At 73.6% G+C, this 25,774-nt stretch carries 23 protein-coding genes and 1 pseudogene; 12 read left to right on the top strand and 12 right to left on the bottom strand.

The window, feature by feature from the left end:
- The 4 genes and pseudogenes from BUE45_RS29540 to BUE45_RS29525 form a co-directional block, all read left to right on the top strand.
- Nucleotides 1–400, top strand: a pseudogene (locus tag BUE45_RS29540) (methyltransferase domain-containing protein); the annotation flags it as partial.
- A 216-nt stretch (nucleotides 401–616) separates the two neighbouring features.
- Nucleotides 617–898, top strand: a complete 282-nt coding sequence (locus BUE45_RS34125) for a helix-turn-helix domain-containing protein (protein WP_084738140.1) — start codon at nucleotides 617–619, stop codon at nucleotides 896–898.
- Nucleotides 895–1,107 (top strand): BldC family transcriptional regulator, encoded by a 213-nt coding sequence (locus BUE45_RS29530; protein WP_073383187.1) that lies wholly within the window; start codon nucleotides 895–897, stop codon nucleotides 1,105–1,107. Before BUE45_RS34125 ends, BUE45_RS29530 begins: the two co-directional genes overlap by 4 nt.
- 675 nt (nucleotides 1,108–1,782) lie before the next feature.
- Entirely contained in the window at nucleotides 1,783–2,577 is a 795-nt protein-coding gene (locus BUE45_RS29525; RefSeq protein WP_073384206.1) for a VOC family protein, read from the top strand.
- A gap of 58 nt (nucleotides 2,578–2,635) precedes the next feature.
- Here BUE45_RS29525 and BUE45_RS29520 read toward each other — a convergent pair whose 3' ends face one another.
- From BUE45_RS29520 to BUE45_RS29505, 4 genes are all read right to left on the bottom strand, one after another.
- Nucleotides 2,636–4,207 (bottom strand): long-chain-fatty-acid--CoA ligase, encoded by a 1,572-nt coding sequence (locus tag BUE45_RS29520; protein ID WP_073384205.1) that lies wholly within the window; start codon nucleotides 4,205–4,207, stop codon nucleotides 2,636–2,638.
- A gap of 31 nt (nucleotides 4,208–4,238) precedes the next feature.
- A complete protein-coding gene (locus tag BUE45_RS29515; RefSeq protein WP_073384204.1) occupies nucleotides 4,239–5,111 on the bottom strand; it encodes an amidohydrolase family protein in 873 nt (290 codons plus the stop codon).
- A gap of 64 nt (nucleotides 5,112–5,175) precedes the next feature.
- Nucleotides 5,176–6,015 carry a DMT family transporter gene (locus BUE45_RS29510; RefSeq protein ID WP_073384203.1) on the bottom strand — a complete coding sequence of 280 codons (840 nt, stop codon included), beginning with the start codon at nucleotides 6,013–6,015 and terminating at the stop codon, nucleotides 5,176–5,178.
- A gap of 134 nt (nucleotides 6,016–6,149) precedes the next feature.
- On the bottom strand, nucleotides 6,150–6,635 hold the full coding sequence (locus BUE45_RS29505) for an Lrp/AsnC family transcriptional regulator (protein ID WP_073384202.1): 486 nt from the start codon (nucleotides 6,633–6,635) through the stop codon (nucleotides 6,150–6,152).
- A gap of 191 nt (nucleotides 6,636–6,826) precedes the next feature.
- Here BUE45_RS29505 and BUE45_RS29500 point away from each other — a divergent pair, with 191 nt between their 5' ends.
- Together BUE45_RS29500 and BUE45_RS29495 are read left to right on the top strand one after the other, a co-directional pair.
- Nucleotides 6,827–8,152 (top strand): MFS transporter, encoded by a 1,326-nt coding sequence (locus BUE45_RS29500; RefSeq protein ID WP_143173523.1) that lies wholly within the window; start codon nucleotides 6,827–6,829, stop codon nucleotides 8,150–8,152.
- Nucleotides 8,153–8,702: 550 nt separating this feature from the next.
- Nucleotides 8,703–10,133: an MFS transporter gene (locus BUE45_RS29495; RefSeq protein ID WP_084738137.1), complete on the top strand. Its 1,431-nt coding sequence runs from the start codon at nucleotides 8,703–8,705 to the stop codon at nucleotides 10,131–10,133.
- 22 nt (nucleotides 10,134–10,155) lie between these two features.
- Here BUE45_RS29495 and BUE45_RS29490 read toward each other — a convergent pair whose 3' ends face one another.
- The 5 genes from BUE45_RS29490 to BUE45_RS29470 form a co-directional block, all read right to left on the bottom strand.
- A complete protein-coding gene (locus BUE45_RS29490) occupies nucleotides 10,156–10,896 on the bottom strand; it encodes an anti-sigma factor (protein ID WP_084738134.1) in 741 nt (246 codons plus the stop codon).
- A complete protein-coding gene (locus BUE45_RS29485) occupies nucleotides 10,893–11,504 on the bottom strand; it encodes a sigma-70 family RNA polymerase sigma factor (RefSeq protein WP_073384201.1) in 612 nt (203 codons plus the stop codon). The genes BUE45_RS29490 and BUE45_RS29485 overlap by 4 nt, the downstream gene beginning before the upstream one ends.
- A gap of 277 nt (nucleotides 11,505–11,781) precedes the next feature.
- A complete protein-coding gene (locus tag BUE45_RS29480) occupies nucleotides 11,782–12,414 on the bottom strand; it encodes a fasciclin domain-containing protein (protein WP_073384200.1) in 633 nt (210 codons plus the stop codon).
- A 72-nt stretch (nucleotides 12,415–12,486) separates the two neighbouring features.
- Nucleotides 12,487–13,992 carry a molybdopterin-dependent oxidoreductase gene (locus BUE45_RS29475; RefSeq protein ID WP_084738152.1) on the bottom strand — a complete coding sequence of 502 codons (1,506 nt, stop codon included), beginning with the start codon at nucleotides 13,990–13,992 and terminating at the stop codon, nucleotides 12,487–12,489.
- Nucleotides 13,993–14,182: 190 nt separating this feature from the next.
- Nucleotides 14,183–15,814, bottom strand: a complete 1,632-nt coding sequence (locus BUE45_RS29470) for a molybdopterin-dependent oxidoreductase (RefSeq protein WP_073384198.1) — start codon at nucleotides 15,812–15,814, stop codon at nucleotides 14,183–14,185.
- Nucleotides 15,815–15,956: 142 nt separating this feature from the next.
- Between BUE45_RS29470 and BUE45_RS29465 the strand changes: the two genes are divergently transcribed.
- The 6 genes from BUE45_RS29465 to BUE45_RS29440 all read left to right on the top strand — a co-directional run bounded on the left by BUE45_RS29465 (nucleotide 15,957) and on the right by BUE45_RS29440 (nucleotide 22,279).
- Nucleotides 15,957–17,558, top strand: coding sequence for an OmpA family protein (locus BUE45_RS29465; RefSeq protein WP_073384197.1), 1,602 nt, complete (start codon nucleotides 15,957–15,959; stop codon nucleotides 17,556–17,558).
- Nucleotides 17,559–17,749: 191 nt separating this feature from the next.
- Complete coding sequence (locus tag BUE45_RS29460; protein WP_073384196.1) at nucleotides 17,750–18,091, top strand: hypothetical protein; 342 nt, start codon at nucleotides 17,750–17,752, stop codon at nucleotides 18,089–18,091.
- Nucleotides 18,092–18,139: 48 nt separating this feature from the next.
- On the top strand, nucleotides 18,140–20,686 hold the full coding sequence (locus BUE45_RS29455; protein WP_073384195.1) for a TPR repeat domain-containing protein: 2,547 nt from the start codon (nucleotides 18,140–18,142) through the stop codon (nucleotides 20,684–20,686).
- A 32-nt stretch (nucleotides 20,687–20,718) separates the two neighbouring features.
- Nucleotides 20,719–21,243, top strand: coding sequence for a hypothetical protein (locus BUE45_RS29450; protein WP_084738132.1), 525 nt, complete (start codon nucleotides 20,719–20,721; stop codon nucleotides 21,241–21,243).
- Nucleotides 21,240–21,755, top strand: coding sequence for a hypothetical protein (locus tag BUE45_RS29445; protein WP_073384194.1), 516 nt, complete (start codon nucleotides 21,240–21,242; stop codon nucleotides 21,753–21,755). The genes BUE45_RS29450 and BUE45_RS29445 overlap by 4 nt, the downstream gene beginning before the upstream one ends.
- Before the next feature lie 149 nt (nucleotides 21,756–21,904).
- Nucleotides 21,905–22,279, top strand: a complete 375-nt coding sequence (locus BUE45_RS29440) for a hypothetical protein (protein ID WP_245833566.1) — start codon at nucleotides 21,905–21,907, stop codon at nucleotides 22,277–22,279.
- A gap of 648 nt (nucleotides 22,280–22,927) precedes the next feature.
- Here BUE45_RS29440 and BUE45_RS29435 read toward each other — a convergent pair.
- Genes BUE45_RS29435 through BUE45_RS29425 form a run of 3 tightly spaced genes read right to left on the bottom strand, consistent with a single transcriptional unit; the run spans nucleotide 22,928 to nucleotide 25,766 of the window.
- On the bottom strand, nucleotides 22,928–23,569 hold the full coding sequence (locus BUE45_RS29435) for a hypothetical protein (RefSeq protein ID WP_073384193.1): 642 nt from the start codon (nucleotides 23,567–23,569) through the stop codon (nucleotides 22,928–22,930).
- A gap of 38 nt (nucleotides 23,570–23,607) precedes the next feature.
- On the bottom strand, nucleotides 23,608–24,714 hold the full coding sequence (locus BUE45_RS29430) for a FecCD family ABC transporter permease (RefSeq protein WP_073384192.1): 1,107 nt from the start codon (nucleotides 24,712–24,714) through the stop codon (nucleotides 23,608–23,610).
- Nucleotides 24,711–25,766 (bottom strand): FecCD family ABC transporter permease, encoded by a 1,056-nt coding sequence (locus tag BUE45_RS29425; protein ID WP_245833564.1) that lies wholly within the window; start codon nucleotides 25,764–25,766, stop codon nucleotides 24,711–24,713. Before BUE45_RS29425 ends, BUE45_RS29430 begins: the two co-directional genes overlap by 4 nt.
- Nucleotides 25,767–25,774 lie beyond the last annotated feature (8 nt).

Raw genomic sequence — 25,774 nt, 5'->3', positions numbered from 1 at the left:
CGCACCCTCGCCCGACGCCCCCGCCGAGCACACCGAACGTGTGGTCGACGATCCGCGCCAAGACTGGCTCGACGGGGAGCGGGCGCTCCTGCTGTCCCTGCTCGTGCCCGACTGGGGATACGGCATGCGCATAGAGACCGGTGCCGTCGAGCCGCACGTGTGGATCGGCTCGACGTCCTGCCCCTCATGGCTGCGCCTGCACGCCCACGGGCGGGTCGAGTCGGCCGGGCCACGGCGCCTGTGGACGGAGTTCACCGACGCACTGGTCTGGTGGAAAGCCCAGGGCGAGCCCGACCTCTCCGATTTCGGGCTGACCGTGGACCGGGGCCGCGCCCTCCAGCGGGTGTGGCTGGGCAACCCCCACACACCGGTGTGGACCACACACCGCACACCCGCCTGAACCCGTACAGGCCCCCGCCCGCCCGGTGACCCCCGTCCCGGGCGGGCGGGCACCACACACCTCTTCCCGCTGTCTTCTCGCCTCTCCTCACCGCTGTTCTTCTTCCCGGGCGCGGCACGGGCCGCGCCCGAGCCACCGCATGCCACCCGTCCGTCCGCCGTCCGGCACAGCCGCAACCCCCGACCCGCAACCCGCAAGGCAAGGAACCAGGAGCCGATGCACACCGAACCCCCGCCCCTGCCCTCGAACCTGAACCCGCCGCTGTCCCCGAACCCGCCCCCGTCCCGGCTCGCGCCGCTGCCCCCGCACACGGACCCACCCCTGCCCGAACTGGTCACCCCCGGCGAGGTCGCCGCCCTGTTCGGCGTCGACGCCAAAACCGTCACCCGCTGGGTCCTGCGCGGCAAACTCCCCGGCGTGCGCACCCCCAGCGGACACCACCGCTTCCTGCGCACCGACGTCGACCGCCTCCTCCGCCAGGCAGGAGCCACCCCGTGAACCGCCCACAGCAGGTCCCCGAACCCCTCACCTCCGGCGAGGTCGCGCACATGCTCCGCGTCACCCCCGTCACCGTCGCCCGCTGGGCCGACACCGGCAAACTCACCTCCTTCCGCACCCTGGGCGGCCACCGCCGCTTCCACCGCGCCGAAGTCGAAGCCCTCCTCGTCCCCGAAACGGTCAGGACCACCAGCCCCGGAACGGGCTGACCCCGCCCGCCCGGCGCCCCCACCGGGCGGGCCCACCCCGACAACCAGCCAGGGCACCCGCATCCGCCCCCGCACACACGACGACCGGAGAAGAGACCGAGCCCATGGGCAACACCCGCACCGGGCACCCCACCCACCCCCGGAACCCACCCCTCCCACCACCCGCACCGACCGCACACAACCCCGCCGACCCCGCCGACTTCACCGACCTGGCCGCCGCCGTCCGCACCCTGCTCGCCCTACGCCCCGACCTCGCACAGACCACCCGAACACCACCCCCGACACCACAAGAACCGCCGGGTTCGCCCGGCCTGATCGGGCCACCCACTGCCGCGCCGCCGCCGGTGCTCCCGCCCGCTGGTCCACCCGGGCCGCCGCACGGGTCTGAGCCGCCGCCGGTGCTCCCGCCCGCTGGTCCACCCGGGCCGCCGCACGGGTCTGAGCCGCCGCCGGTGCTCCCGGGCCCGCCGACGGTCCTGTCCGTGCGGCCGACGCCCGTGCCGCCGCGCGGGCCGGATCACCCGCCGCCCCCTCACGCACGTCGGGCGCGACCCGCCGCCGGTACGGGGTTCCGGTGATTGCGGTGAGTTGTGCGAGACTTTGCCGCCCCCATCCCCGCCCCCGCGGACGGACGGTCCACACTCGGGAATGACGTGTCCACGAGAGGGGGCCTGCATGATCACCACCGACTTCCTGCCGGGGTCGCCCTGCTGGCTGGAGGTGTCCTCCCCGGACACCGACGCCTCGACGGCCTTCTACCGACGGGTGTTCGGCTGGAAGGCCATGGAGGACACCCCCGAGGCCGCCGGATACCTCACCTGCCGACTCGACGGGGACGCCATCGCCGGACTCAGCCCGCTCCTGGGCGAGGGCGAGCGCCCGGCGTGGACGGTCTTCTTCCAGGATCCCGACGTGGACTCCACCGTCCCCGCCGTGGAACGGCTGCACGGCTCCGTCCTGGTCGAGCCGTTCGACGCGCTGACCGCGGGCCGCTCCGCCCAGTTCTTCGACGCGCAGGGGGCCCGGTTCGCGGTCTGGAACCCCATCGACTTCCCCGGCATGGAGCGCACCGACTCCCACGGCACCCTGTGCCGGGTGGAGCTGCTGACGCCCGACGGCGACGGCTCGGAGGCCTTCTACCGCGAGCTGTTCCGCTGGCACTACTCCGACGCCCCCGCCCCCGCGGGGGCCGGGCGGCGCCGCGTCATCACCCCCGACGGCGCCGGCCGCGACCGCGACCAGGGCGGCATCACGGCCCTGGCCCCCGACCGGGTGGACGACACCGAGGGCTCGGCCGAGTGGAACGCCGTGTTCCGGGTGGACGACGTCGACAGGGCACTGGAGGCCGTCCGCACCGGGGGCGGGCAGGTCTACACCGGCCCCGAGCCCACCCCCGACGCGGGCCGCACCGCGGTCTGCGCCGACCCCTTCGGCGCCGGGTTCGCCCTGCTGGAGACCGCGCGGGGCTGAACCCCGGCGTCCCCCGCCTTCGAAGAGCGGGGGCGGGGGACACGAAGCCCCCTCGCGCTCACTGGCGGGAGACCGCCGAGGCCCCGCCGCGCAGGACGAACTTCTGGATCTTGCCGGTGGCCGTCTTGGGCAGGGCCTCCACGAACTCCACGCTGGTCGGCGCCTTGAAGTGCGCCAGGTTGTCCCGGGCGAACGCGATGACCTCCTCCTCGGTGGCCGTCGCCCCCTCGCGCAGCACCACCGCGGCGCGCGGCGACTCGCCCCACTTCTCGTGCCGGACGCCGAACACCGCCGCCTCCAGCACCGCCGGGTGGCGCAGCAGCACGCCCTCCACCTCGACGGAGGAGATGTTCTCCCCGCCGGAGATGATCACGTCCTTGAGCCGGTCCTGGATCTCCACGTACCCGTCGGGGTGCACCACCGCGGCGTCGCCGCTGTGGAACCAGCCGTCGCCCATGGCGCGCTCGGTGGCCTCGGGGTCGTTGTAGTACCCCTCCATCACCACGTTGCCGCGCACGGTGATCTCCCCGGCGGTCTCACCGTCCCACGGCACCTCCGCCCCGTTCCCGTCCACCACCCGCAGCTCGCCGGAGGTGATCAGCTCGACGCCCTGGCGGGCCTTGACCGCGGCCCGCTCCGCCGGCGCCAGCCCCGCGTGCTCGGCGCGCGGCTCGCACACGGTGATGAAAGGCGCGGTCTCGGTCAGCCCGTACACGTGGGTGACGGTCCAGCCGAACCCGTCCTCCAGCCGCTCGATGGTGGCCGCGGCCGGGGAGGCGCCCGCCGTGAACACGCGCACCCCCGCCGGGACGTCGCCGCGCACCTCCCGGGAGGCGTTGGCGAGCATGATGAGGACGGTCGGGGCGGCGCACAGCCACCGCACGTCCTCGGTGCGGACCAGCTCGAACACCGTGGCCGGGTCCAGCGCGGGCAGGCACACGTGCACCCCGGCGGCGGCCGTCACCGTCCAGGTGAACGTCCACCCGTTGGCGTGGAACATCGGCAGCGTCCACAGGTAGGACTCCCCGATGCCGATCCGCCCGTGCAGCAGGGTGCCCACCGAGTTCATGTAGGCGTTGCGGTGGGTGATCATCACCCCCTTGGGGCGGGCCGTCGTCCCGGAGGTGTAGTTGATGGTGAGCAGGTCGCGCTCACCGATCTCCGGGCGGTCGAACTCCGCGGACGCCCCCGCGATCAGCGCCTCGTAGTCCTCCCAGCCCGGCCGCGCGCCCTCCAGCGCCACGAACCGCTCGACCCCCGGCATCCGGTCGCGCACCCCGTCGACCGCGTCCAGCTGGTCGGCGTGCGCGCACAGCACCGTGGCGCCGGAGTGGTTCACGATGTAGACGAAGTCCTCAGCGGTCAGCCGGAAGTTCACCGGCACCAGTACCGCGCCCAGCTGCGGCACCGCGTAGAACGACTCCAGCTGGGCGTGGGTGTTGGGCGCGATGTAGGCGACCCGGTCCCCCGGGGCGACCCCCATCCCCTGGAGGGCCGAGGACCAGCGGTCGCAGCGGTCGAAGAACTCGGCGTAGGTCAGCCGCAGGCCGCGGTCGACCACCGCGAGCCGGTCGGGGTGGAGCCTGCGGGTCCGGCGGGCGAACTCCAGCGGGGTGAGCGCGATTTCCATGGCGGCCTTTCTCTGCTTCGTGCGGGCGCGGTCAGAGGTCGAACAGGCGGGCGGCGTTGTCGTGCAGGACGCCGCGCAGCCAGTCGTCGCCCAGGCCGAGGCCGACCAGGGCGTCGAGCTGCTCCAGGTAGGGGTAGGGGATGTTCGGGTAGTCCGTGCCGAGCAGGACGCGGTCGGCCAGGTCCTTGAGCCGGGGGTACCCGTCGGCGGGGAAGGGCGCGCGCCGCTCGGTGAACCGGGTGAACACCATGGTGGTGTCCAGGTGCACGCGCGGGTAGCGCTCGGCCAGGTCCAGGAAGGCGGTGTACTCGGGCGACCCGGCGTGGGCGATGACCGCGGTCAGCTCCGGGTGGCGGCGCATCACCTCCCCGAACGGCCCCGGCCCGGTGTGCTCGCCGGGCACCGGCCCGGACCCGCAGTGCACCACGACGGGCACCCCGGCGTCGGCGAGCGCACCCCAGACCGCGTCGAGCAGCGGGTCGCGCGGGTCGTAGCCGCCGACCTGCACGTGGGCCTTGAACACGCGGGCGCCCGCCGCCAGGGCCGCGGGGACGTAGTCGCGGGCGGAGGGCTCGGGGTAGAGGGTGGCGCCGCGCAGGCAGTCGGGGTGGGCGGCGGCGAACCCGGCGGCCCAGTCGTTGAGCCAGGCGGCCATCCCGGGGCGGTGGGCGTAGAACAGCGAGGTGTAGCGCCGCACCCCGAACCCCCGGAGCCGGGCGACCCGGGCCTGCTCGCCGTCCCGGTAGGTGATCGGCCAGTACCCGCCCAGGGCGTCGAAGTGGGCCCACACCTTGCGCAGGACGTTGTCCGGCATGAAGTGGGTGTGCACGTCGACCAGGCCGGGCAGGCCCAGGCCCTGCCAGAGGCGGCGGACGGCTGCGGACTCCGTTGAGATGTCGGTCACACGGCCACGATACGAGGGGCGCCCGCCGCGGGCCAGTCCGGACGGGGCCGCGAGCCGGACCCCCTCACAGGGCCAGCAGCAGCACTCCGGCCACGACGAGCGCCGAGGCGGCGACGCGCACGGCCCCGAACCTCTCCTTGAACAGCAGGGTGCCCAGCAGCGCCGCGAACACGATGCTGGTCTCGCGCAGCGCGGCGATGCCCGCGAGTGCGCCGCTCAGCTGCGCCCACAGCACGATCCCGTAGGCGAGGGCGCTGATGGCGCCGCCCGCCAGCCCCCTCTTCCACACCGGCGCGAGCTGGGCGGGCAGCCGGCCCCGGCGGGTGAACACCGCCACCACGAAGAACACCGGTCCCTGAAAGAACATGATCCACGTGATGTAGCCCAGCGGGTCCTGGGTGAACCGCACGCCGTAGGCGTCCACCACCGTGTACGCGGCGATGGCCAGGCCGGTGGCGAACGCGGCCGGCAGGGCCCTCATCTGCTCCCGGGAGGGGCGCCCTCCCGCGAACACCAGGACCATCAGCCCGGCCGAGACGACCAGCACCCCCAGCAGGTGGGGCGCGGACACGGCCTCGCCGAGCAGGCCCACCCCGACCAGCGCCACCACCCACGGGGCGGTGCCCCGGGCCAGCGGGTACACCTGCCCGAACTCGCCGCTGCGGTAGGAGGCCATCAGCAGGCCGAAGTAGACCAGGTGGGTGAGCACGGAGGCGGTCAGGAAGAGCCACGCCTCGCGGGGCGGCGGGCCGACGACGAACAGCAGCGGCACGGCGGGGACCATGCCGCCCAGGCCGATGAGCGCGAAGCCCAGCAGCCGGTCGGTGATGCCGTGGGCGATGGCGTTCCACGCCGCGTGCAGCAGCGCGGCCAGCAGGACCGCGGCCACGATCGCAGGAGTCATGGGTGTGGGGGTGTCCCGTCTCGGAGCCGGACAAGGCCGACCACCCTACCCGCGGCCCCCTTTCACGTTCGCGACGGGAGGCCCGCCCGCCGGGGCCGCCCGGCGCGGCCCCGGCGGGCGGACGGGGGACGGGGTCAGGCCCGGCGCCGGGGGCGGGCGCCGGCCGGGGCGATGCGGTCGTTGCGCAGGTGCTCGTAGACGATCGAGGCGCGCACGTCGGCCACCTCGGGGCGCTCGGTGAGCTTGTCGACGACGAACGCGTAGAGGCTGTTGTTGTCCGGCAGCGCCACGTGGACGAGGAAGTCCTCGCTGCCGGAGGTCACGAACACCGCCAGCGTCTCCGGCAGCGAGCGCACCCAGTCCCGGAACGCCTCGATGTTGTGCCGCGAGGGCTTGACCACGCTCACCGTGACGAGCGCCTGCACCGGCCGGCCGATGAGTTCCAGGTCCACGTCCAGGAGTGCGCCACGGATCACACCCCGTTCCCGCAGGGCGCGGGTCCGGTCGAGCGTCGTCGTGGGCGATGCGCCCACCGCGGCGGCCACATCGCGGTTGGTCTTCCGTGCGTCCGACTGGAGTTCGGCCAGGATCGCCGTATCTAGTTCGTCGAGATCAGGCATATGCGCATCATACCCGTATTAAGTACGGAAAGTTGTGTATACAGCCGGGCTATGCTTACCATTCAAGCGAAAAGGTCGTATTTGGCTCGCCCGAGAAGTGATCCTTCAGGGGCAGGCGGTGTCGCCCGCCGGTCGGCCTGGCTCCGGTGCAACGCCGCACCACCGCTGAACAAGGGACGTCCGTCGCCGTTATGTCACCCTCGTCGATGACGGCCGTCGCCGACCGATCGTCGGTACGGCCCGCCCCGGTGCCCACCACGGCCCGCCGGGGCCGCATCCTCGCCTTCACGGCCATCGCCTGCGCGGCGCTCAACCTGCGCCTGGTGGTCACCTCGCTCTCACCCCTGCTGGCCACCGTCTCCGCGGAGTTCGGGTTCAACGCCACCGTCGTCGGCGTCTTCGGAACGCTGCCGCTGGTCGCCTTCGCCGTGTTCGGCCTGGTCACCCCGGTGATCATGCGCCGGATCGGCCCCGAGGCCACCGTCGTGCTCAGCATGGCCCTCACCGCCGCCGGGCAGGCGCTGCGCGCCTTCGCGCCCGGCACCGGCACCCTGCTGCTGCTCACCGCCGTGGCGCTCACCGGCGCCGCGCTGGGCAACGTGGTGCTGCCCCCGCTCATCAAGCAGTACTTCCCCGACCGGCTGGCCGCGCTGAGCACGGTCCAGATGGTGGCCATCCACCTCGGCGCGCTGTTCCCGCCCCTGGTGGCGGTGCCCCTGGCCGAGGCCTTCGGCTGGCGGACCGCGCTGGGCGCGTGGGCCGTGGTCGCCGTGGCGGCGGGCCTGCTCTGGGCCGTCCGCTGGGCGTCCCCGGACGCGCGCCGCACCGGCCGCGCCGCCCGGGCCGACCAGGGGCCCGAACTCGCCCGGCCGCTGTACCGGGTGGGCATGGCCTGGCGTACGGCGCTGCTCTTCGGCCTGGTCACCTGGAACGTCTTCACCCTGTTCACCTGGCTCCCGGCGCTGCTCACCGACGCCGGGCACACCTCCGCCTACTCCGGGAGCATGGTCTCCCTCATGGTCGGGGTGAGCCTGCTGTTCGGCCTGGTCGCGCCCACCGTCACCGCCCGTGCCGCCGACACCTTCCCGATCGTCGCCCTGGGCGTGGCCGGGTACGCCGCCGGCTACCTTGGCCTGGCGCTGGGACCGGCGTGGCTGGCCCCGCTCTGGGCGTGCTTCCTGGGCCTGGGCACGAGCCTGTTCGTGGTCGTCATGACCATGATCAACACCCGGGCCACCACGGCCCGGGGCTCGGCCTCGCTCTCCGGGTTCGTCCAGGGGGTGGGCAGCGGCGTCGCCCTGGGCGGCCCGCTGCTGTTCGGCCTGTTCGCCGAGCTGACCGGCGGCTGGACGCTGTCGTACGCCCTCGTCGCGGGCGGCTCGCTCGCCGGGGCCCTGGTGGTCGCCCGCCTGGAGCGCACCCCGTGGACCATCGAGGCCGCCGCCGCCGGGCACCGGCCCGCCCGCCGCGGCCGACGGGCCGCGGGAGGCCGCCGGCCCGGGGCCCGCGCGGCCTGATCGCGCCGGGCCGGCCGTCCCGGCGCCGGCACCGCGCGGGGTTTTCACCCCGGAACCCCGCGCGGTTCTCCTTTCCCTTCGCTCCCGTGCGAAGCATGGATTTCACGCGCATCCGCAATCTCATAAAACCCTGAAGAAACAAAGGGACGGAGTTCCCCCTTTTTGCCGCCCGGGGCCCGGAGGGTGTTTCCGGGAGGGCCCGCGGCCGGGGCGGCCGGCTCGGAACGGCCTGTGCGCAGGCTGAACGCGGGCGTACCGCGCGCCGCGCGGACCCGCGCCCGCGACCCCGGCCCACCCGCGGGGGGAGGGAATCCGACAGGAACCGCCGATGCGCGCGGTGTATCCCGGGAAAGGCGTTCAGTACGGAGAACGAGCGCATAATGGCGTCATGACGAGTTCGCTTCCCGGAAGGATTCCCGGGAGGCCCCCTGACCCCGGAGAGCGCGTGTGTCCGCCGGACGCCGGGCGGCTCCGCACACGCGTGTCGAGCCCACCAGGCCCACACCGCGTCATCCCCGAAGCCGGGGGACCCCAGGGGGAGTCGATCACCATGGCCGCGGACCAGCTCCGCCAGCACCGGGCCCGCACCGGGCGGCGCCCTCCCGCGCCCGCCGGTGTGGACCCCCGCCCGCCCGCTGCCGCGGACGCCCCCGGGCCCCGGCCCGCGCGCGGGGGCGACCCGCTCGCGCCCGCCGGCCCCCTCCCGCCCGCCGGGGGCCCGCCCGTGGACCCGCCCGGGGGCGCGGGGGAGGACGGCCCGCCCCCGCTCCTGCGCAACCGCGACTTCCAGGCCCTGTGGAGCAGCCGGTTCCTCGCCGGGCTCGGCAAGGAGAGCGGCGAGGTCGCCTACCCCCTGCTGTGCCTGCTGCTCTCCGGATCCGCCGCCCACGCCGGGGCCATCGGCGCCGCCCAGGTGGCCGCCACCATGGTCGCCGCCCTCGTCGGAGGCTCGCTCGCCGACCGCGCCGACCGCCGCCTGGTCCTGCTCTGCTGCGACCTGGGCCGGCTGGTCCTGCTCGGCGTGTTCGGGGCCGTGCTACTCGCGGGCGGGGTCGCCTTCCCGGCCGTCCTCGCCGTCGCCGTGTGCTCCTCGGTGCTCATGGGGGTCTCCAACCCGGTCGCCATGGCCGCCGTCAAACAGCTGGTGCCCCCGCCGCAGGTCGCCGACGCCGCGGCCCAGAACCAGATCCGCTTCTTCACCACCACCGCCCTGGGAGCGCCCGCCGCCGGGGTCCTGTTCCACCTCGGGCGCGCCTTCCCGTTCCTGGCCGAGGCGGCGGCCTACCTGCTGTCGGCGGTGCTGGTGCTGTGCATCCGGCGCCCCCTCCAGGCGCCCGGCCCCCGCGCCCGCGAGCCGTGGTCGCTGCGCGGCGTGTTCGGCGGGTTCGTGTTCCTGGCCCGGCACCCCGTCCTGCGGCCGATGCTCACGTGGATCGTCGGTTTCAACCTGGCCTTCACCCAGACCGGCGCCTTCCTGGCACTCATCGCCACCGCCGAGAGCCGGGGCGCCGACCACGCGCAGATCGGCCTCACCGTGTCCCTGGCCGGGGCCGGCGGGCTGGTGGGCGCGCTCGTGTCCGCGCTGGTCCTGCGGCGGGTGCGCCCCTCGGCGCTGTTCCTGGCCGCCGCGTGGTCGGCCCCGGTGTGCGCACTCGCCCTGGCGGCCGTCCCCGACGTGCTGTCGATGGGCCTGCTGACGGGCTGCGTGTTCGCCCTCGTGCCGTGCGTGAACGCCGTGTTCCACGGCTACATCGCGGCGTCGGTCACCGACGAGTACCAGGGGCGGGTGCTGGGCGCGGTCACGTTCCTGTGCCTGGTGTCCCAGCCGGTCGGCGTGCTCGGGGTGGGCCTGGTGTTCGAGGCCGCCGGACCCGCCCGGGTGTTCCTCGCGATGGCCGCGGTGTCGGGGCTGGCCGCGCTGTCCAGCCTCTCGCCGGTGATGCGCGGCCTGCCCCGGCCCGGGGACGTCACCGTCCCCTGACCGGGGCGGGCCGCCGTCCCCCTCAGCCTCGGATGGGCATGGCCATGATGGGATCGGAGGTCGGCTGCTCGGAGCCGCCCACCGGCTCCACGGTCACCGCGACACCCTCGGTGTCGGCGCCCCGCGGGGACGCCGGGATCGGGGCGACGACGCCGCCCTCGTCCACCGGCAGCACCCCGGCCGAGTACACGGTCCCGTCGGTCCTGGTGAACCACAGCTGGTAGTCCTCGTCGTCCAGCGGCTCCAGGCCGTGGCCGCTGAACACCATGCTGCCGTGCGCCTCGGAGTACACCGCCGCCACGAACACGCCCTCCATGGGCTCGGCCGCGGTGTACTCGGCCGCCGGGTCCGACAGGACCGCGGCGACCAGCCGCTCGTTGTCCTGGAGCACCCGGATGCGCTGCGCCTGCTCCCACGCCACCGCGCCCAGCGCCATCGCCACCACCAGGCAGGCCGCGACCACCCACGTCGAACCGCGGGTCCACCACCGGCGCCCCGGCTCGGCCAGCCGGTCGGGCGGCGGGGCCAGCTGCCGGGTGCGCGACACCTCCGACAGCACCCGGGCGCGCAGCCCCGGCGGGGGAGCGGCCTCGGCGGACGCGCCCAGCAGGGCGGCGGTCTCGGCGAACCCGCGCACCTCCTGCACGCACGAATCGCACCGGGCCAGGTGGTCCTCGAACCGGACCGCCTCGTCCGGTGACAGGGCGCTCAGGGCGTAGGCGCCCGACAGCGTGTGCGGGTCCTGCCTCAGTCTCCGACTCACCACTCCACCCCCAGGCAGTCGCGCAACCGGATCAGGCCGTCGCGCATCCGCGTCTTGATCGTGCCCAGCGGAGTGGACAGCAGCCTGGCCACCTCACGGTAGGTGTAGCCGCCGTAGTAGGCCAGCCGCACCGATTGCTCCTGGAGTTCGGTGAGGGTCTCCAGACAGCGGCGCACCCGCTCCCGCTCCAGGCGGTCGGTGACCTCCTCGGCGACCTCGTCGTAGGGGCGGTCCGCCTCGGCGGCGGCCGCCCGCGCCTCCCGGTCCGCGCCCACCTGCTCCGAGCGGACCCGGTCGACCGCGCGGCGGTGGGCGAGGGTCATCAGCCACGCCCGGGGTGTGCCGCGCCGCGCGTCGTAGCGGCAGGCCGTGCGCCACACCTCCACCATGACCTCCTGGGTGACCTCCTCGGACTGGGCCGGGTCGCGCAGCACCCGGCGCACCAGCCCGTACACCGACGGGGCCACCTGGTCGTACACCTCCCCGAACGCGCTCTCGTCGCCGCGCGCCACCCGCCCCAGCAGGTCGGCGAGGCTGGGTACGGGCTCCGGCCCCGGTGCCGGTCCCGTCGCCCAAGGGCCGTGCGGTCGAGCCGCGTCCTGGTCCATCCGGTCCTCCTGCCGCGATGGGGGCCGCGCCGGCCGGCGCGGCCCCTGGGCCGTGTGCTGCGGGTCGCCGCCGGTCCGCGGCCACCGACCGCGTCCCGTCGGCCCCGCCCGGGTCACCGCCCCGGCAGGGCCGGCCCCGCCCCTTCCCGGTGGGCCCTCCCGCGGGAGGCCCCGGCCGGCCGGCGCGGACGCCGGTCCGGACACGGGTCCCGCGTCGCGGCCCCTGGGCCCCGGACGGCCCGGCCTTCGTCCACGGGCCGCCCGGGAGTCGTACCGACTACTCCGGCATCAGCACGGTGTCGACGATGTACACGGTGGCGTTGGCGGTCTGGACGTTGCCGCAGACCACGGCCGAGTCGCCGTTGACCGTGAACTCCTCGCCGGCGCCCTCGGTGGTGACGTCCCCGCCCTGGAGCGAGGTGAACGTCCCGTCCTCCAGGTCGGCGGGCGCGTGCTGACCCTCGACCACGTGGTAGGTCAGCACGTCGGTGAGCTGGTCCTGGTCGGCGAGCAGCGCGTCCAGGTCCTCCTGCGGGATCTTCTCGAAGGCGTCGTTGCTGGGCGCGAACACGGTGATGTCCTCGGCCGAGTTCAGCGTGTCCACCAGGTCGGCCTCGGTGACCGCGGTGACCAGGGTGGACAGGACCGGGTTGTTGGAGGCCGCGGTGGCCACCGGGTCCTGGGCCATGCCCTCGAAGCTGCCCGCGCCGTCCTCCGGCACGGCCGCGCAGCCCGGGCCGAAGTTCTCGCCCGCGGTCTCGGTCATCTCACCGCCGCCGTTGTCCATCTCCTGGTCGGTGCTCTCCTCGGTCGCCGCACCCTCGGTGGGCGCCTCCTCCTCCATGCCGCCGCAGGCGGTCAGACCCAGGGCGAGAACGGCGGCGCCGGCGATCATGCTCGTGCGAATCATGGTGCTCTCCTTTGACTCTTCTTCTTGTGAAAACCGTGAAACCGGTGGTCTGTTCGTGATGTGCGCCGGGCGTCAGGTCGCCGTGAAGGCGATCTGGTGCCAGCCGGTGGCCCCGCTGGGGATCGGTTCGGCGCGATCGGAGGTCTGTACGTAGCCGGTGGCGTCGGTGGCGCGCACCTGCACGTCGTGGCGGCCGGGTTCGACGTCGACCTCGGCGACCCACTGGACCCAGGTGTCGATGCCGGGGACCTTGGCGAGCTCGGCCTCGGACCACTCGCCCCCGTCGACGCGGACCTCGACGGCGTCCACCCCCCGGTGCTGCGCCCAGGCGACGCCCGCCAGGACGACCTCCCCGGCGTCCACCCGGCCCAGCGGGGCGGGCACGTCGATGCGGGACATGGTCCTGATCGGGGCCTTGACGGCCCAGTCGCGCTGCGCCCAGTAGGCCTGCTCGTCGGAGAACCGGGTGAGCTTGAGGTCGGTGACCCACTTGGTGGCGCTCACGAACCCGTACAGGCCGGGCACCACCGTGCGGACCGGGAAACCGTGTCGGTGGGGGAGCGGCTCACCGTTCATCCCCACGGCCAGCAGCGCGTCGCGGCCGTCCATGACGACCTCGGTGGGCGTGCCGCAGGTCCAGCCGTCGTGCGAGGTGGCGAGGATCTGGTCCGCCCCGGCCTGCACCCCGGCCCTGCGCAGCAGTTCGGCCAGCGGGTACCCGAGCCAGCGGGCGTTGCCCGCGAGGTTGCCGCCCACCTGGTTGGACACGCAGGTCAAGGTGATGTCGGCTTCGACCAGCGGCAGGTCCAGGAGTTCGGCCATGTCGATCTCGAAGGGCCGGTCGACCATGCCGTGGATCCGCAGCCGCCATCGCCCGGGGTCCGGGCGGGGCACGGTGAGCGCGGTGTCGATCCGGTAGAAGTCGCTGTTGGGGGTGGTGAACGGCGTCAGGCCCGGGATCCCCAGGTTGGTCGCCGCGGGCAGGGCGGGCAGCGGACGCGCCGCCGCGGGCAGGGCCACCGTCTCCGGGCCGCCCGCACCGCCGAGCCACCCGGGCACGAGGCGGGACAGGACGCCCGCGGCGCCCGCACCGGCCGCGATCCCCGCGGAGGTCAGCACGAACGCGCGGCGTCCGGGCCGGTGCTCCACGGGGCCCGGGGACGCGGTGTCCCCCTCCCCGGCGGAGCCGCCCCCCTCGGGCGCGGTGCCCTGGGGGGAGTTCTGCGCCGCGGGGCGCACGCGGCCCGCCGCGCGCAGCAGCGCGGCCAGGCACAGCGCGCCGACGGCCGCGGCGGCGAGAACGGGGAGCACGGCCCACGTATCCCCGCCGCGGCCGATGAAGACGGCGGCGACGCCCGCGACTCCGAACACCGCCAGGCCCGCGTACCCCAGGGACGGCCGCCGCAGCGCGGCCACCCCGAGGACGCCTCCTACCAGCAGGAGGATGACGACGATGCCCGAGACCAGGACGATCTTGTCCGCGGTCCCGAACAGGGAGATCGCCCACTCCGCCAGGGCCTGGGGGGTGTTGTCGACGAGGGCGTCGCCGACGGCGACCACGGGGGACGCCGTTCCCATGAGTGCGGCGACCAGTTCACCGGCGGCCACGGCGGCCGCCACGGTCACCAACCCCACGCACGACCCGGGGAGGAGCCGCCCTCTCGTGCGGTTCCGGTCCCCGAGGTCCTGCTTTCGCGTGGTCACATGGGGTATTCGGAGCCGGCCCGGGGGCGGATGGGTCCCGGATCGGATTTTTTTCGGGAGAGTTCTATTCGGCGGTGAACCGCAGGTAGTGCCAGCCCTCCGCGCCGTCGGGGACGGTCTCGACCTCGACGGGGGACTGGGTGAACCCGGTGGCGTCGGTGGCCCGGACCTCCAGGGCGTGCATGCCCGGGTCGACGACGACCTCGGTGACCCACTGGACCCAGGTGTCGACGCCGGGGACCCGGGCCAGCTCCGCGGGGCGCCACTCGCCCCGGTCCAGGCGCACCTCCACCGCGTCGACGCCCGTGTGCTGGGCCCACGCCACCCCGGCGACGGTCACCTCCCCGGCGCCGGTCCGGGTGAAGTCGCCGGGGACGTCGATACGGGACATGGTCTTGACCGGGCCGCGCTCCGCCCAGCCCCGGTCGGCCCAGTAGGCCTGCTCGTCGGAGAACCGGGTGAGCTTGAGGTCGGTGACCCACTTGGTGGCGCTGACGTAGCCGTACAGGCCGGGGACGACCGTGCGGGCCGGGAAGCCGTGCTCGTAGGGCAGCGGGGCGCCGTTCATGCCGACGGCCAGGAGCGCGTCGCGGCCGTCCATGACGACCTCGGTGGGGGTGCCGCAGGTCCAGCCGTCGCGGGAGGTGGCGAGGATCTGGTCGGCGTCGGCGTGCACGCCGGCCCTGCGCAGCAGTTCGGCCAGGGGGTACCCGAGCCAGCGGGCGTTGCCGGCCAGGTCTCCGCCGACCGGGTTGGACACGCAGGTGAGGGTGATGTCGGCCTCGACCAGGGGCAGGTCCAGGAGTTCGGCCATGTCGATCTCGAAGGGGCGGTCCACCATGCCGTGCACCCGCAGCCGCCACTGCGAGGAGTCCAGGCGGGGGACGGCCAGCGCGGTGTCGATCCGGTAGAAGTCCCGGTTGGGCGTGAAGAAGGGGGAGAGGCCGGGGACGCCGAGGTCCGTGCCGGGCGCCGGCGCGGGGAGGGCGCCGGCGGCGGCCGGCAGCCGCAGCGCCTCGGGACCGCCGCCGCGCCCGAGCACCGAGGGCAGCCACAGCCCTGTCCCGCCCGCCAGCGCGCCCGCCGCCAGCACCCCGGCGGACGCCACGACCGTCCGCCGCGCGGGGGCGGGCGGGCCGTTGCCCGTCCCGGGTGTCTCGGAAGCCCCGCCGGTCTCTGCCGCCCCGGGACCGCTGTCCGTCCCGGGTGCCGCACGGCTCCCGTCCGCGCCGGAGGCGGCGGGCACCGCCGCTCCGGGCGGGGCGGGGAGGGTACGGCGCAGGAGCGCCAGCGCCAGGGCGCCGGCCAGCGCCGCCACCAGCACGGGGACCCCCGCACCGGGGTCGTCGGTGCGGCGCAGCCAGGCGGCGGCCAGGCCCGCCAGCGCGACCGCCCCCAGGACCGCGTACCCCGCGTTCGGGCGGCGCAGGGCCAGGGAGCCCGAGGCGCCCGCCACCGCCGCCAGCACCAGCAGGATCCCCCCGACCAGCACCGCCTTGTCGGCCGCGCCGAACACCGCGATCGCCCACGCCACCAGACCGAACGGGCTGTGGTCCACCACCGCGTCGGCCACCACCGTCACCGGCGGCGACACCCCCAGCAGCGCGGCCGTCGGCTGGGCCGCGCCCAGCGCCGCGGACGCCGTCGCCAGCCCGATGAGCGGACCCGGGAAACGGGGCTGTGCAGATACCGACATGGCAGTAAGAATGGTCGATCGCCCTCCCCGGCGCCAGGCCCGGCGGACTTTCCGCCCGTTGCGGGGCACCGCGGTCGGTTCGACTCCGGGAGTGCAGGAGGATATTTCCCGTACGTCTCCCCAACGATCGGAGTTCCCCCACATGGTGCGGAAGACGCCCCTCGCCGCGGCCGCGCTCATGGTCTCGGGCAGCCTCCTGCTCAGTGGCTGCACGATCACCGCGGACATCTCGGACTGGTGGTCCGAGACGTTCGGGAGCGCGTCCGGACCACCCGAGGTCAGGGAGGAGTTCCCCTACGTCCGGGAGGGCCGGATCTTCCAGGACACCGGCCAGGACACGGAGATGCGCTTCGCCGTCACCGGGCTGGAGCGCACCGACGAGTACACCGTCATGCACTACGAGATCACGTATCCCGACGAATTCTCCGGCCCCAACCGGAACCTCAGCATGGCCCACACCCTCGTCGACCCGCTCACCGGGCGCGTCTACCGGCAGTTCCTCGACGCGGACGGCCTCAAGTACGGGTCCGAGAGCCCCAACCAGGACGGCCTCTACCCCGTCCACGACGGCGTCACCAACGAGTACACCCGCTACTTCCCCCGCATCCCCGACGAGGTGCGGCAGGTCACCTTCGTGGGCAGCGGCCTGGGAGCCATGACCGGCATCCCCGTCCAGGACGTGGAGGAGGAGCGCGCCGACCCCGAGAACCCCAACGGCCCCGACCACCTCTCCCTGGACGACCCGCCGCCCAACGGGGAGAACCTCACCTTCGCCAACCGGCGCCCGGACGGGGACGCCGTCGCCGACGAGGGGTGGGTGCAGAGCTTCGTCGACTCCGAGATCGCCTCCACCACCCGCGACGGCGACCGCGAGATCATCTCCCTGCACTCCGACGTCATGTTCGAGTTCGACCGCTCGGACCTGACGGAGGAGGCCGAGGAGGTCGTCCGCCGGGCCGCCACCTCGCTGGCCGCCAACGTCCACCCCGACGAGCCGGTCATCACGATCATCGGCCACACCGACGGCATCGGCGGCGACGCCTACAACGACGGCCTGTCCGTGGAGCGCGCCGAGAGCGTGCGCGACCTGCTGGCCGAGGAGATCGGTCCGGGGTTCGACCTGGAGGTCGAGGGCCGCGGCAAGAAGGAGCCCATCGCGCGCGAGGGCGGCCCCGACGACGAGCAGGCCCGCGCCCGCAACCGCCGCGTCGAGTTCTCCTACATCTTCAACACCGACGTCGAGGCGACGGAGGAAGAGGAGTACGACGAGGACGGCCTCGACACCGCCCAGCGCAACGTCACCTGGCCCGCCCCCTACGACGACGACCCGGGCTCGGTGGTGGCCGAGAGCGAGCAGGACGGCATCCGCCTGGAGGTCTACCCGCTGCGCCGCGACGGCGCGTACGTGATCGGCACGGTCGCGTTCACCAACGTCACCGACGAGCCGCTGATGCCCGAGATGGGCGGCTCGGACGTGGTGGCCGGCGGCCCGGAGCAGTTCAGCAAGGGCACCCTGGGCGGGTTCCAGCTGTTCGAGCCGGAGAGCGGCCTGGTGCGGTACGTCGCGCAGATGGACTTCGGCGAGGGCCGGTACAGCAGCTTCGCCGAGGAGGTGCACGTGCTCCAGCCGGGCAACACCTACAACCTGGTGGCGGTGTTCCCGGCCCCGGCCACGAGCGTGGAGGAGCTGACGCTGCGCGCCGGGCCCTTCGGCGAGTTCGAGGAGGTCCCGGTCGAGTACTAGACCGGGGGAGCGGGGGGTCGTCGGCGATGCGCCGGCGGCCCCCCGTCCGCGTGTCCGCCCCGTTCCCCCGCCCGCGGTACGCCGTCCCGTCATCACGAAGCCGTAACCATGCGGGAAAACCTCAACTGCTACGTTTTCTTCGCGATCTACGGATAACGATGGTTCCCTCGTGACGAAGGAGGTGTACCGCGATGAGCGGTGGAACCGGTGCGAATCCGAACGAGGCGCGCCAGGGCGGCGAGGACGCCGAGGCGCTGGCGACGGCGATGGCGGGGCTGGCCGACGCGTTCGACCTGACGGTCGACGACGCGATCCGGGTGGCGGGCGAGGAGGACGTCGAGGCGGGATGGCGGTCCTTCCGCGAACTCCACCTCCAGGGGTTCGTGGACGTCCAGGGGCACGGCCTCCAGCTCGCCGACAACATCCAGGCGGGGGCGAGCGAGATCGCCCTCAACGACCTGGAGAGCTCCGAGGAGCTGTCCGGCGCCACCGAGCACGTCCCGCCCGGTCTGGGCAACGTCAACTTCTACTGACCCCGGTCCCGGTCACGTCCCCTCCCCCGCTTCTTCTGAGGATGCCCTGTGGCTACTTTCGACATCTCCCTGACCCTGCGCACCATCGACGCGGTCCCCGCGCTGGTCCGGGCCCGGTCCGCCGACTTCGAGGAGCTCAACGGCCGGGTCCTGGGCGACTCCGAGAACCTCCAGTCGAGCCTGGACGGCGCGGCCGGGCAGTTCACGAGCCTCCTGGCCTGGGACATCACCACCCTGTCCGCCGAGGACCGGCAGCTGTGGGTGGACGCCGCCGTGGCCCTGACCTACGCGGCCATGGTCAGCGACCAGTGGGCCGACCACGTGGAGGAGTTCCGCGACGGGCGCGAGGAGCTGGTGGAGGAGTGGAACACCGCCGTCACCAACTGCGAGGGGCGGGTCCCGGGCAAGTTCTCCTCCAGCCACATCACGGCGACGTTCCCCGAGCGCAGCTGGTTCTGGAGCGACGAGGACACCTGCCGGGACCTGTACGACGAGCTGGTCGAGAAGCGCACGAGCGTCCAGGGGCGGTTCGACACCCTGTGGAACACCTACCAGGGGCACGCCGAGGAGGTCGGCGCCATGCTGGAGGGCGGCCCCACCAAGGTCAACGTGCAGAAGCTCATCGACGGCGGGTACGCGAACTGGGCGTTCTACAACCTCGACCCGAACAAGTACACGATGCTGGTGGACGGCCGTGAGCTGACCGACGAGAACGCCCGCGAGTGGTCCACCGAGCTGGCCTCCTACTGGTCCGGGGACAAGCCGCTGGACGACCGCTACCACGAGCTGATGCTCATGATGGCGATGATCGGCACCAACGCCAAGCAGGCCCAGAACACCGGCTCCGGGTTCCGCTCCGAGGAGATCGACTTCCTGGAGGAGTTCTATACCAACCTGGAGCTGGAGGGCGGCGGCCCCTACACGGGTGTCCTGTCCGTCCCGGGGTGGATGGACGGCGACCACATGAGCGGGGAGGAGCGCGCGCACGCGCTGGGGGTGCTCGGCGACGGGCTGCTCACCCTCTCCGACGAGGACCTGGGCGGCGGGTACGACCTGCTGCCGGAGAGCGTGCGCCGGGCGACCGAGGGGCCCTTCCTCGCGCCGGGCGGCGACGGGGAGATGCCGTACCACCTGGTCAACTACCAGGACGACGCGCTGGCTCTGTCGCAGCTGCTCCGGTACACCGACGACGAACTCCAGGGCGGTGACGCGTTCTCCACCAACCTCACCCTGGGCGCGGGCGCGTACATGCACTACTGGGGCGCGGAGGGCGAAAACGGCTGGGTGGTGTCGGAGGACCTGGCCCCGCTGGTGGAGGTCGGCACCCGCAACGAGGACGCCAACCACTACGTGCTCACCGGCGAGTACCCGGGCGGCGCGGAGAGCATTCCGGGCCTGCCCGAGCTCGCCCCGCACGAGCGCCCCAACGCGGTCGAGGGCCTGCTCACCTACGAATGGCACGACGGCGGCGCGACCGCGCGCGGGCTCATCGACTGGATGGCCGAGGACGCCCTCAGCGAGGACGACGAGGTCCGGGAGCGGGCGGGGACGGCCGCAGCCGGGTTCATCGATCTGGTCACCACGGCGGAGATGCAGGAGGCGCTGACCGACACCGGTGTCGATGTGGGAGACAGCGAGGACGCCTCGTTCACCGAGTTCAACCCCGAACTCGCCGATGCGTTCGCCGGGGTCTTCGACTCCTACATCGTCAGCTTCGCCGAGAGCGTCATCGAGGACGGCGGGAACAACGACGAGCTGATCACCGGTGTCGGTGAGTACAACCCGGAAACGGGTGCCTTCAACATCGGCATCCAGGAGCGGGCCGCCTACATGCAGTACCTGATGGGCGACGAAGCGGCCGCAACACGGGTCATCAACTCCACTGCCGCGTACGAGTACGCGGCGACCGAGTTCTATATCGCGACCGGGGACACCGAGCTCGCCGCACGCGGGCCCGCGACCCTCCACTCGCTCATCGAGCTGGGCATCTCCATGGAACTCGACGACAGGGTCGGGGACGACGCGTCCGCGCAGCAGCGGCGGGAGGAACTGTACGGGTACGCGCTGGGCGAGGCGGGGACCCTGGTGGAGAAGATCCCGGTCATGGGAGGCCTCATCAACAAGGGGCTGGACCTGGGGTCGGATGCCATCGTCGAACACCTGGCGGCTTCCGACGCGGAGATCGTCGCGAATGTTCCGAGCCACGGGAACGAGAGCGAGGAGGCACGCAGGGAGAACCAGCAGGTGCAGTTCCTCGCCCACATCCTGACCTCCGAGAACGGAGCGGTGGTCCAGGGGCCCGGGCAGGAGCAGCTCCATGAGCTGGAGAAGCACGGCATCGTCTCCTACGCGGCGGACGGCTCGATCCGGGTCGAGACGGACCGCGGCAAGTGGGACGTGGAGAACGAGCCCGGGGGCGGGGGGGACGGGGCGGCCAACGCGTTGCACGCCGCCCTGAACAGCACCCAGCTCGATCCGTCCAACAGGGAGCAGACGGACGGCAACACCATGTACAACGAGTTCGCGACTCCTTACAACACCCGGTATGACCTGGTGCAGGAGGAAGGACGCCGAGAGACCGAGGACGACGAATGACGCAGGGACCAGGGAGACGTACTTTCCGAGCCGTGGCGACCGTGTCCGTGCTCTTGTTCGTCGGCGCGTGCGCCCCGGCGGCAGAGGAGATCGCGGACCCGGGGGAGGTCGAGGCCTCGGAGGGGACCGGGGCCTCGGGCGGGCCCAGCGCGGAGTGGGTGCTGCGGACCGTGCGGACGTTCACGCTGGAGCGCATGTTCGCCGAGCAGGACCCGGACCCGGCCGCGGTCCACGCCGGGGACCGGCCGGGGGACGTGCTCACCGAGGCCGGGGTCCTGGTCGAGGACGGCGAGGGGACCCGGGTGGAGACCGACCCGGAGCTGTGGTCCCCCTCTCTCGGTGAGGGGCTGAGCGGCGACGGTCCCCTGCTCCAGGAGGTGGACCAGGCCCTGGCCGACCTCCTGAGGGAGAACGGGGTCTCCTGGTGCGGCCCCGAGGTGCCCGGCGACACCTTCGTCGACTCCTATCCCGCGCTGGAGGCCGGTGCCTTCGACACGCATGAGGAGTACCTGGAGGACATCGCCGACTACGTCGACTGCGGGGAAGATCCCTCGTGAGGACGACGTTCCTCCGGTGTTCGGCGGTGGCCGCAGTGGTCCTGCCGCTCATGGCGTGCGGTGCGGTGGGGACTCCGGAGGAGCCCGCGGAGCCCGTCGAGAGGACGGTCGTCACCCTTTCGTGGGTGAAGCGTGAGGTGAGCGTCCTGACGCTGGAGCGGATGTTCGCCGAGACCGGTTCGGAGGAGGTGCTGGGCAACACCGATGAGCTGTCCGTGGAGAGGTTGCTGGAGTCGGGTGCCGCCCGGCCTGTGGAAGGTGGGGAGGGCCATGAGGTCGTCCTCGACAAGGCGGAGTGGCGCACCGATGAGGCAGTCAATGGTCTGAGACGCCTGGACGGGGCGCTTGGTGGGGTGATGTGGGCGAACGAGGTGTCGTGGTGCGGTGAAGCGGTGGACGGTGAGACGTTCGTGAACGCCTACACGGAGGAGTTCACGAAGGCCTTCGACACGCATGAGGAGTACGAGGCCAGCATCGCCGACTACGTCGACTGCGGGGAAGGGCGGCCGTGAAATCCCTCGTGAGGACGACGTTCCTCCGGTGTTCGGCGGTGGCCGCAGCAGTGCTGATGTTGGTCGCCTGCGCAGGTCGGGCGGCGCAGGACGAATCCTCGGAGCCCGTCGAGAGGACCGGTGTCTCCTTCTTCTGGATGGAGCGTGAGGTGAGTGTCCTGACGCTGGAGCGGATGTTCACCGAGACCGGTTCGGCGGAGGTGCTGGGCAACACCGATGAGTTGTCCGTGGAGAGGCTGCTGGAGTCGGGTGCCGTTCGTGCCGTGGAGAGCGGTGAGGGCCATGAGGTCGTCCTCGACAAGAGTGAGTGGCGCACCGATGAGGCAGCCAATGGTCTGAGCCGTCTGGACGGGGCGCTCGGTGGGGTGATGTGGGCGAACGAGGTGACCTGGTGCGAGGGGGCGCCGGACGGTGAGACGTTCGTGAACGCCTACACGGAGGAGTTCGAGGGCGTCTTCGACACGACCGAGGAGTACACGGCCAGCGCCGCCGACTACGTCGACTGCGGTGACGGGCGGCCCTGAGCCGAGCGGCCGGCCTGCGCCGGGAGACCGGTACCCCCGGGGAGGGGCGGGCGAGCGCTGCGCGGCCATGACCGGCGCCGCGTACCGGCCGGCGACGGTCTCCGTCCGCGATGCGAACACGGGCCCGCCGTCCCGCGCGGTGTGCCCCACGCGCCCGCCGACGGGGGCGTTCGGCCGCCGGACCGCCCCCGCGGGGGTCCGGCGGCCGGGTGGCCCGGGGTCCGTAGGACGGACGGACCCCGGGTGGAGCCGGGGCTCCCGGTGCAGCGGCAGCCCCGGCGGTTCAGGGCCGGGGCGCGGAGGCCGCGCTCGTCCGGGCGGTGGCCGCGGCGGGAGCCGGGTCCGCCCGGGAACGGGCCGGGCGCGCCGCGCGGCGGATACTCCCGCCGGTACGTCGGCGAGGTGGGCGGACGACGGTCGGTGCCATGGCCCGGACCTCCTCGACGGGTTGTGCGGACCCGCGGGCGGACACCCGTACGGCCCTCTACCGCTGAGAACGGTCATGCGTCGACTGATGTTCCTTTAATTGAGTCTTTCTCACTCAACTCTAAAGAAGGTAAGAAGGGGCCGTGCGACCTGCGGGCGCAGCCTTCGCCGGGCCCCGCCGGTTGCGGCCCCCGGCTCCACCGCGGCCGAGGAGCGCGCGGGTCAGCGGGGGGCGGCGCCCCGGCCAGCGCGCCCCGCACGGACCTGGGCGGTGACCGCGGCGAGCACGGCGTCGGCGGTCCCGCCGGGGTCCATGGAGCCGCCGACGGGCAGCGCGGTGAGGCCGCTCCGGTCGACCTCGGCGCGCATGAGGCTCTGGAAGCGCAGGGTGCGGTCCAGGAACACGTCGATGAGGTGCCGCTCCCGCGGGGTCGCGTCGGCGCGGCCGGACTCCGCGTACACCCGCTCGCGCAGCACGCCCTCGTCGGCGGTGAGCCACACCGCCCCCGTGCCCGGGACGTCCAGTTCCGCGACCCTGGCCGGCCACAGCGCCGACCCCTCCAGCACCAGGCCGGGGCCCCCGCCCGCGGCGTGCTCGGCGACGGTCTCCCGAATGCGCGGCCACAGGCGCTCGTAGTGGGCGAGGACGGAAGCGATCAGCTCGTCCGGGGCCAGGGTGCCGTAGTGCTCGGCGACGTGCGGGGGCACCTCCCGGTCGGGCGTCCGCCACGGGCGGCCGGGGTGGCGGGCCAGGTGGTCGGTACCGGCGTACGAGAAGCCGAGGCGCTCTGCGAGCACCTGTGCGGTCGTGGACTTGCCGGTGTGGGAGGTGCCGCCGATCAGGACGACCCGGATGTCGCGCATGCCCCCGACCCTAGCCGCCCCCCGCCGGACGCGGTCGGTCACCGGGGCCCCGTGTAGTGGCCACGGGTCTCCCCGACCAGGAGCCGGATCAGGTACAGGCCGCCCAGGCACACGGTGATCAGGCCGACCGGGACGGGCCGGTACACCTGGGCGACCGCCAGCGAGAGCACGTGGGCGCCGGCCAGCAGCACCGCACCCATGGCGGCCGACGACAGCAGGCTCACCCCCGGCGACCGCGTGAGGCGCCGCGCCAGCTGGGGCGCGACCAGGGCGATGAACCCGATGGGGCCCGCCGCCGCGGTCACCAGCGCGGAGGTGGCCACCCCCGTCACCATCAGCCCCAGGCGTACCGGGCCGGTGCGGGTCCCCAGCGTCACGGCCGCGTCGTCCCCCAGCTCCAGCCGCCGCAGCGCGGGGGCGAGCAGGGCCGCGGCGAGCACGATCGCCGCCGCGATCGCCAGCGAGGGCGCCAGGCCGTTCCACGAGACCCGGGAGACCGAGCCGGCGCCCCAGAAGCCCACCGCCATCGCGTCGTCGATCTCCGCGCGGGTGATGAGGTACGCGTTGACCGAGCCCAGCATCGCGGAGACACCGATACCGACGATGATCAGCCGGAACCCGACGACGCCCCGCCGGTAGGCGAGGAGGTAGACGGCCAGCGCCGTCCCCAGGCCGCCCGCCAGCGCCGCGGAGGCGATCGACCAGTAGTCGCTGGAACCGAGGACCAGGATGGTCAGCACCACGGCGGTGTAGGAGCCCGCGTCGAAACCGATCACGTCCGGCGAGCCGAGGGGGTTGCGCGTCAGGGACTGGAAGACGGCCCCGCCGATGCCCAGCAGCGCGCCGAACACGACGACGGCGACGGCGACGGGCAGCCGCCACTCGACGACGATGGTGCGCTGGAAGGGTTCGCCCCCGCCGCCGAGGGCCGCCGCCACCTCGCCGAGGGTCAGGGGGTAGTCCCCGACCGTGATCGCGGCCGTCGCCGCGGCGACGGCGACGGCGAACAGGACCAGCGAGACGAGCAGCAGCCGGACGGGGATCCGCACGGAGAGCCGACGGGCCCGCAGGGTGGCGGTGGCGTAGCCGAAGTCCACCCGAGGGGAGGGGGTACCGGCGCCGCGTGGGCGGGACACGGTGCTCACAGGCCGCTCGCCTTCCTGCGCCGCACCAGCGCGATCAGGACCGGAGCGCCGACCACGGCGGTCACGATGCCGACCTCGATCTCGGAGGGCCTGGCGACCACCCTGCCCACGACGTCCGACGCCAGGACGAGCACCGCCGCGGCCACGGCCGAGCACGCGATGATCCACCGCTGGTCCGGACCCGTGAACCACCGCACGACGTGCGGCACCATGAGGCCCACGAAGGCGATCCCCCCGGTCAGCGCGGTCGCCCCGCCGGCCAGCAGGGCCACCGCGACGACGCCGAGCACACGGGTGCGCCGCACCCTGGCGCCCAGGGACGCGGCCAGGTCGTCGCCGAGCGCGATCGCGTTCAGCGAGCCCGCCACGGCGAGGGCGAGGACCGTTCCGGCGAGGAGGAACGGCAGCACGGCGAGGGTGTCGTCCAGGCCCGTGCGGGCGATGGACCCCAGGCCCCAGGCGCGGACCGACCGGAAGGTGTCCTCGTCGATCAGCGTCAGGAACGTGGCGGAACTCGTCAGCACGGCGCCCAGCGCGACACCCGCGAGCACGAGCGTGACCGGCGCCGCGGGGCCCCGGCCGGCCGAGCCGATGACGTAGACCAGGACCGTGGCCGCCGCCGCACCCGCGAAGGCGAACCAGATGTAGCCGGTGATGCCCGACAGGCCGAGGAAGCCCACGCCCAGGGTCACCGCGAACCCCGCTCCGGCGTTGATCCCCAGGATGCCGGCGTCGGCCAGCGGGTTGCGGGTGAGCGCCTGGATCAGCGCTCCCGCCACCCCGAAGGCCGCGCCCACCAGCAGGCCCGCCACCGTGCGCGGGACGCGGAGCGTCCACACGATGAGCGCCTCCTCGGACCCGTCCGGCCGCCACAGGCCCCACCACACCTGCCCGGGGGAGAGCGGGTTGGCCCCGAAGGCCAGGCCGGCCGGCACCGCGACCGCCAGGGCGGCCAGGAGCAGCAGCAGCCCGAGCACCCGGCGGGCGTGCCGGGGCGGCGCGTCCGTGCCGTCCGCCGGCTCCGCGGCCCCGGCCACGGGCGCCGTCCTCACGTTCTCGT

Source organism: Nocardiopsis flavescens, assembly GCF_900141985.1.
GTDB classification, from domain to species: Bacteria; Actinomycetota; Actinomycetes; order Streptosporangiales; family Streptosporangiaceae; genus Nocardiopsis; species Nocardiopsis flavescens.
This window is presented reverse-complemented; position numbering and strand designations above follow the sequence as displayed.

What these genes read in the sequence shown, in the direction of transcription:
- BUE45_RS34125 (WP_084738140.1), top strand. Translation starts at nt 617, where the DNA reads ATGCACACCGAACCCCCGCCCCTGCCCTCGAACCTGAACCCGCCGCTG.
- BUE45_RS29525 (WP_073384206.1), top strand. Translation starts at nt 1,783, where the DNA reads ATGATCACCACCGACTTCCTGCCGGGGTCGCCCTGCTGGCTGGAGGTG.
- BUE45_RS29520 (WP_073384205.1), bottom strand. Translation starts at nt 4,207, where the DNA reads ATGGAAATCGCGCTCACCCCGCTGGAGTTCGCCCGCCGGACCCGCAGG.
- BUE45_RS29510 (WP_073384203.1), bottom strand. Translation starts at nt 6,015, where the DNA reads ATGACTCCTGCGATCGTGGCCGCGGTCCTGCTGGCCGCGCTGCTGCAC.
- BUE45_RS29505 (WP_073384202.1), bottom strand. Translation starts at nt 6,635, where the DNA reads ATGCCTGATCTCGACGAACTAGATACGGCGATCCTGGCCGAACTCCAG.
- BUE45_RS29500 (WP_143173523.1), top strand. Translation starts at nt 6,827, where the DNA reads ATGTCACCCTCGTCGATGACGGCCGTCGCCGACCGATCGTCGGTACGG.
- BUE45_RS29495 (WP_084738137.1), top strand. Translation starts at nt 8,703, where the DNA reads ATGGCCGCGGACCAGCTCCGCCAGCACCGGGCCCGCACCGGGCGGCGC.
- BUE45_RS29485 (WP_073384201.1), bottom strand. Translation starts at nt 11,504, where the DNA reads ATGGACCAGGACGCGGCTCGACCGCACGGCCCTTGGGCGACGGGACCG.
- BUE45_RS29480 (WP_073384200.1), bottom strand. Translation starts at nt 12,414, where the DNA reads ATGATTCGCACGAGCATGATCGCCGGCGCCGCCGTTCTCGCCCTGGGT.
- BUE45_RS29475 (WP_084738152.1), bottom strand. Translation starts at nt 13,992, where the DNA reads ATGGGAACGGCGTCCCCCGTGGTCGCCGTCGGCGACGCCCTCGTCGAC.
- BUE45_RS29470 (WP_073384198.1), bottom strand. Translation starts at nt 15,814, where the DNA reads ATGTCGGTATCTGCACAGCCCCGTTTCCCGGGTCCGCTCATCGGGCTG.
- BUE45_RS29465 (WP_073384197.1), top strand. Translation starts at nt 15,957, where the DNA reads ATGGTGCGGAAGACGCCCCTCGCCGCGGCCGCGCTCATGGTCTCGGGC.
- BUE45_RS29460 (WP_073384196.1), top strand. Translation starts at nt 17,750, where the DNA reads ATGAGCGGTGGAACCGGTGCGAATCCGAACGAGGCGCGCCAGGGCGGC.
- BUE45_RS29435 (WP_073384193.1), bottom strand. Translation starts at nt 23,569, where the DNA reads ATGCGCGACATCCGGGTCGTCCTGATCGGCGGCACCTCCCACACCGGC.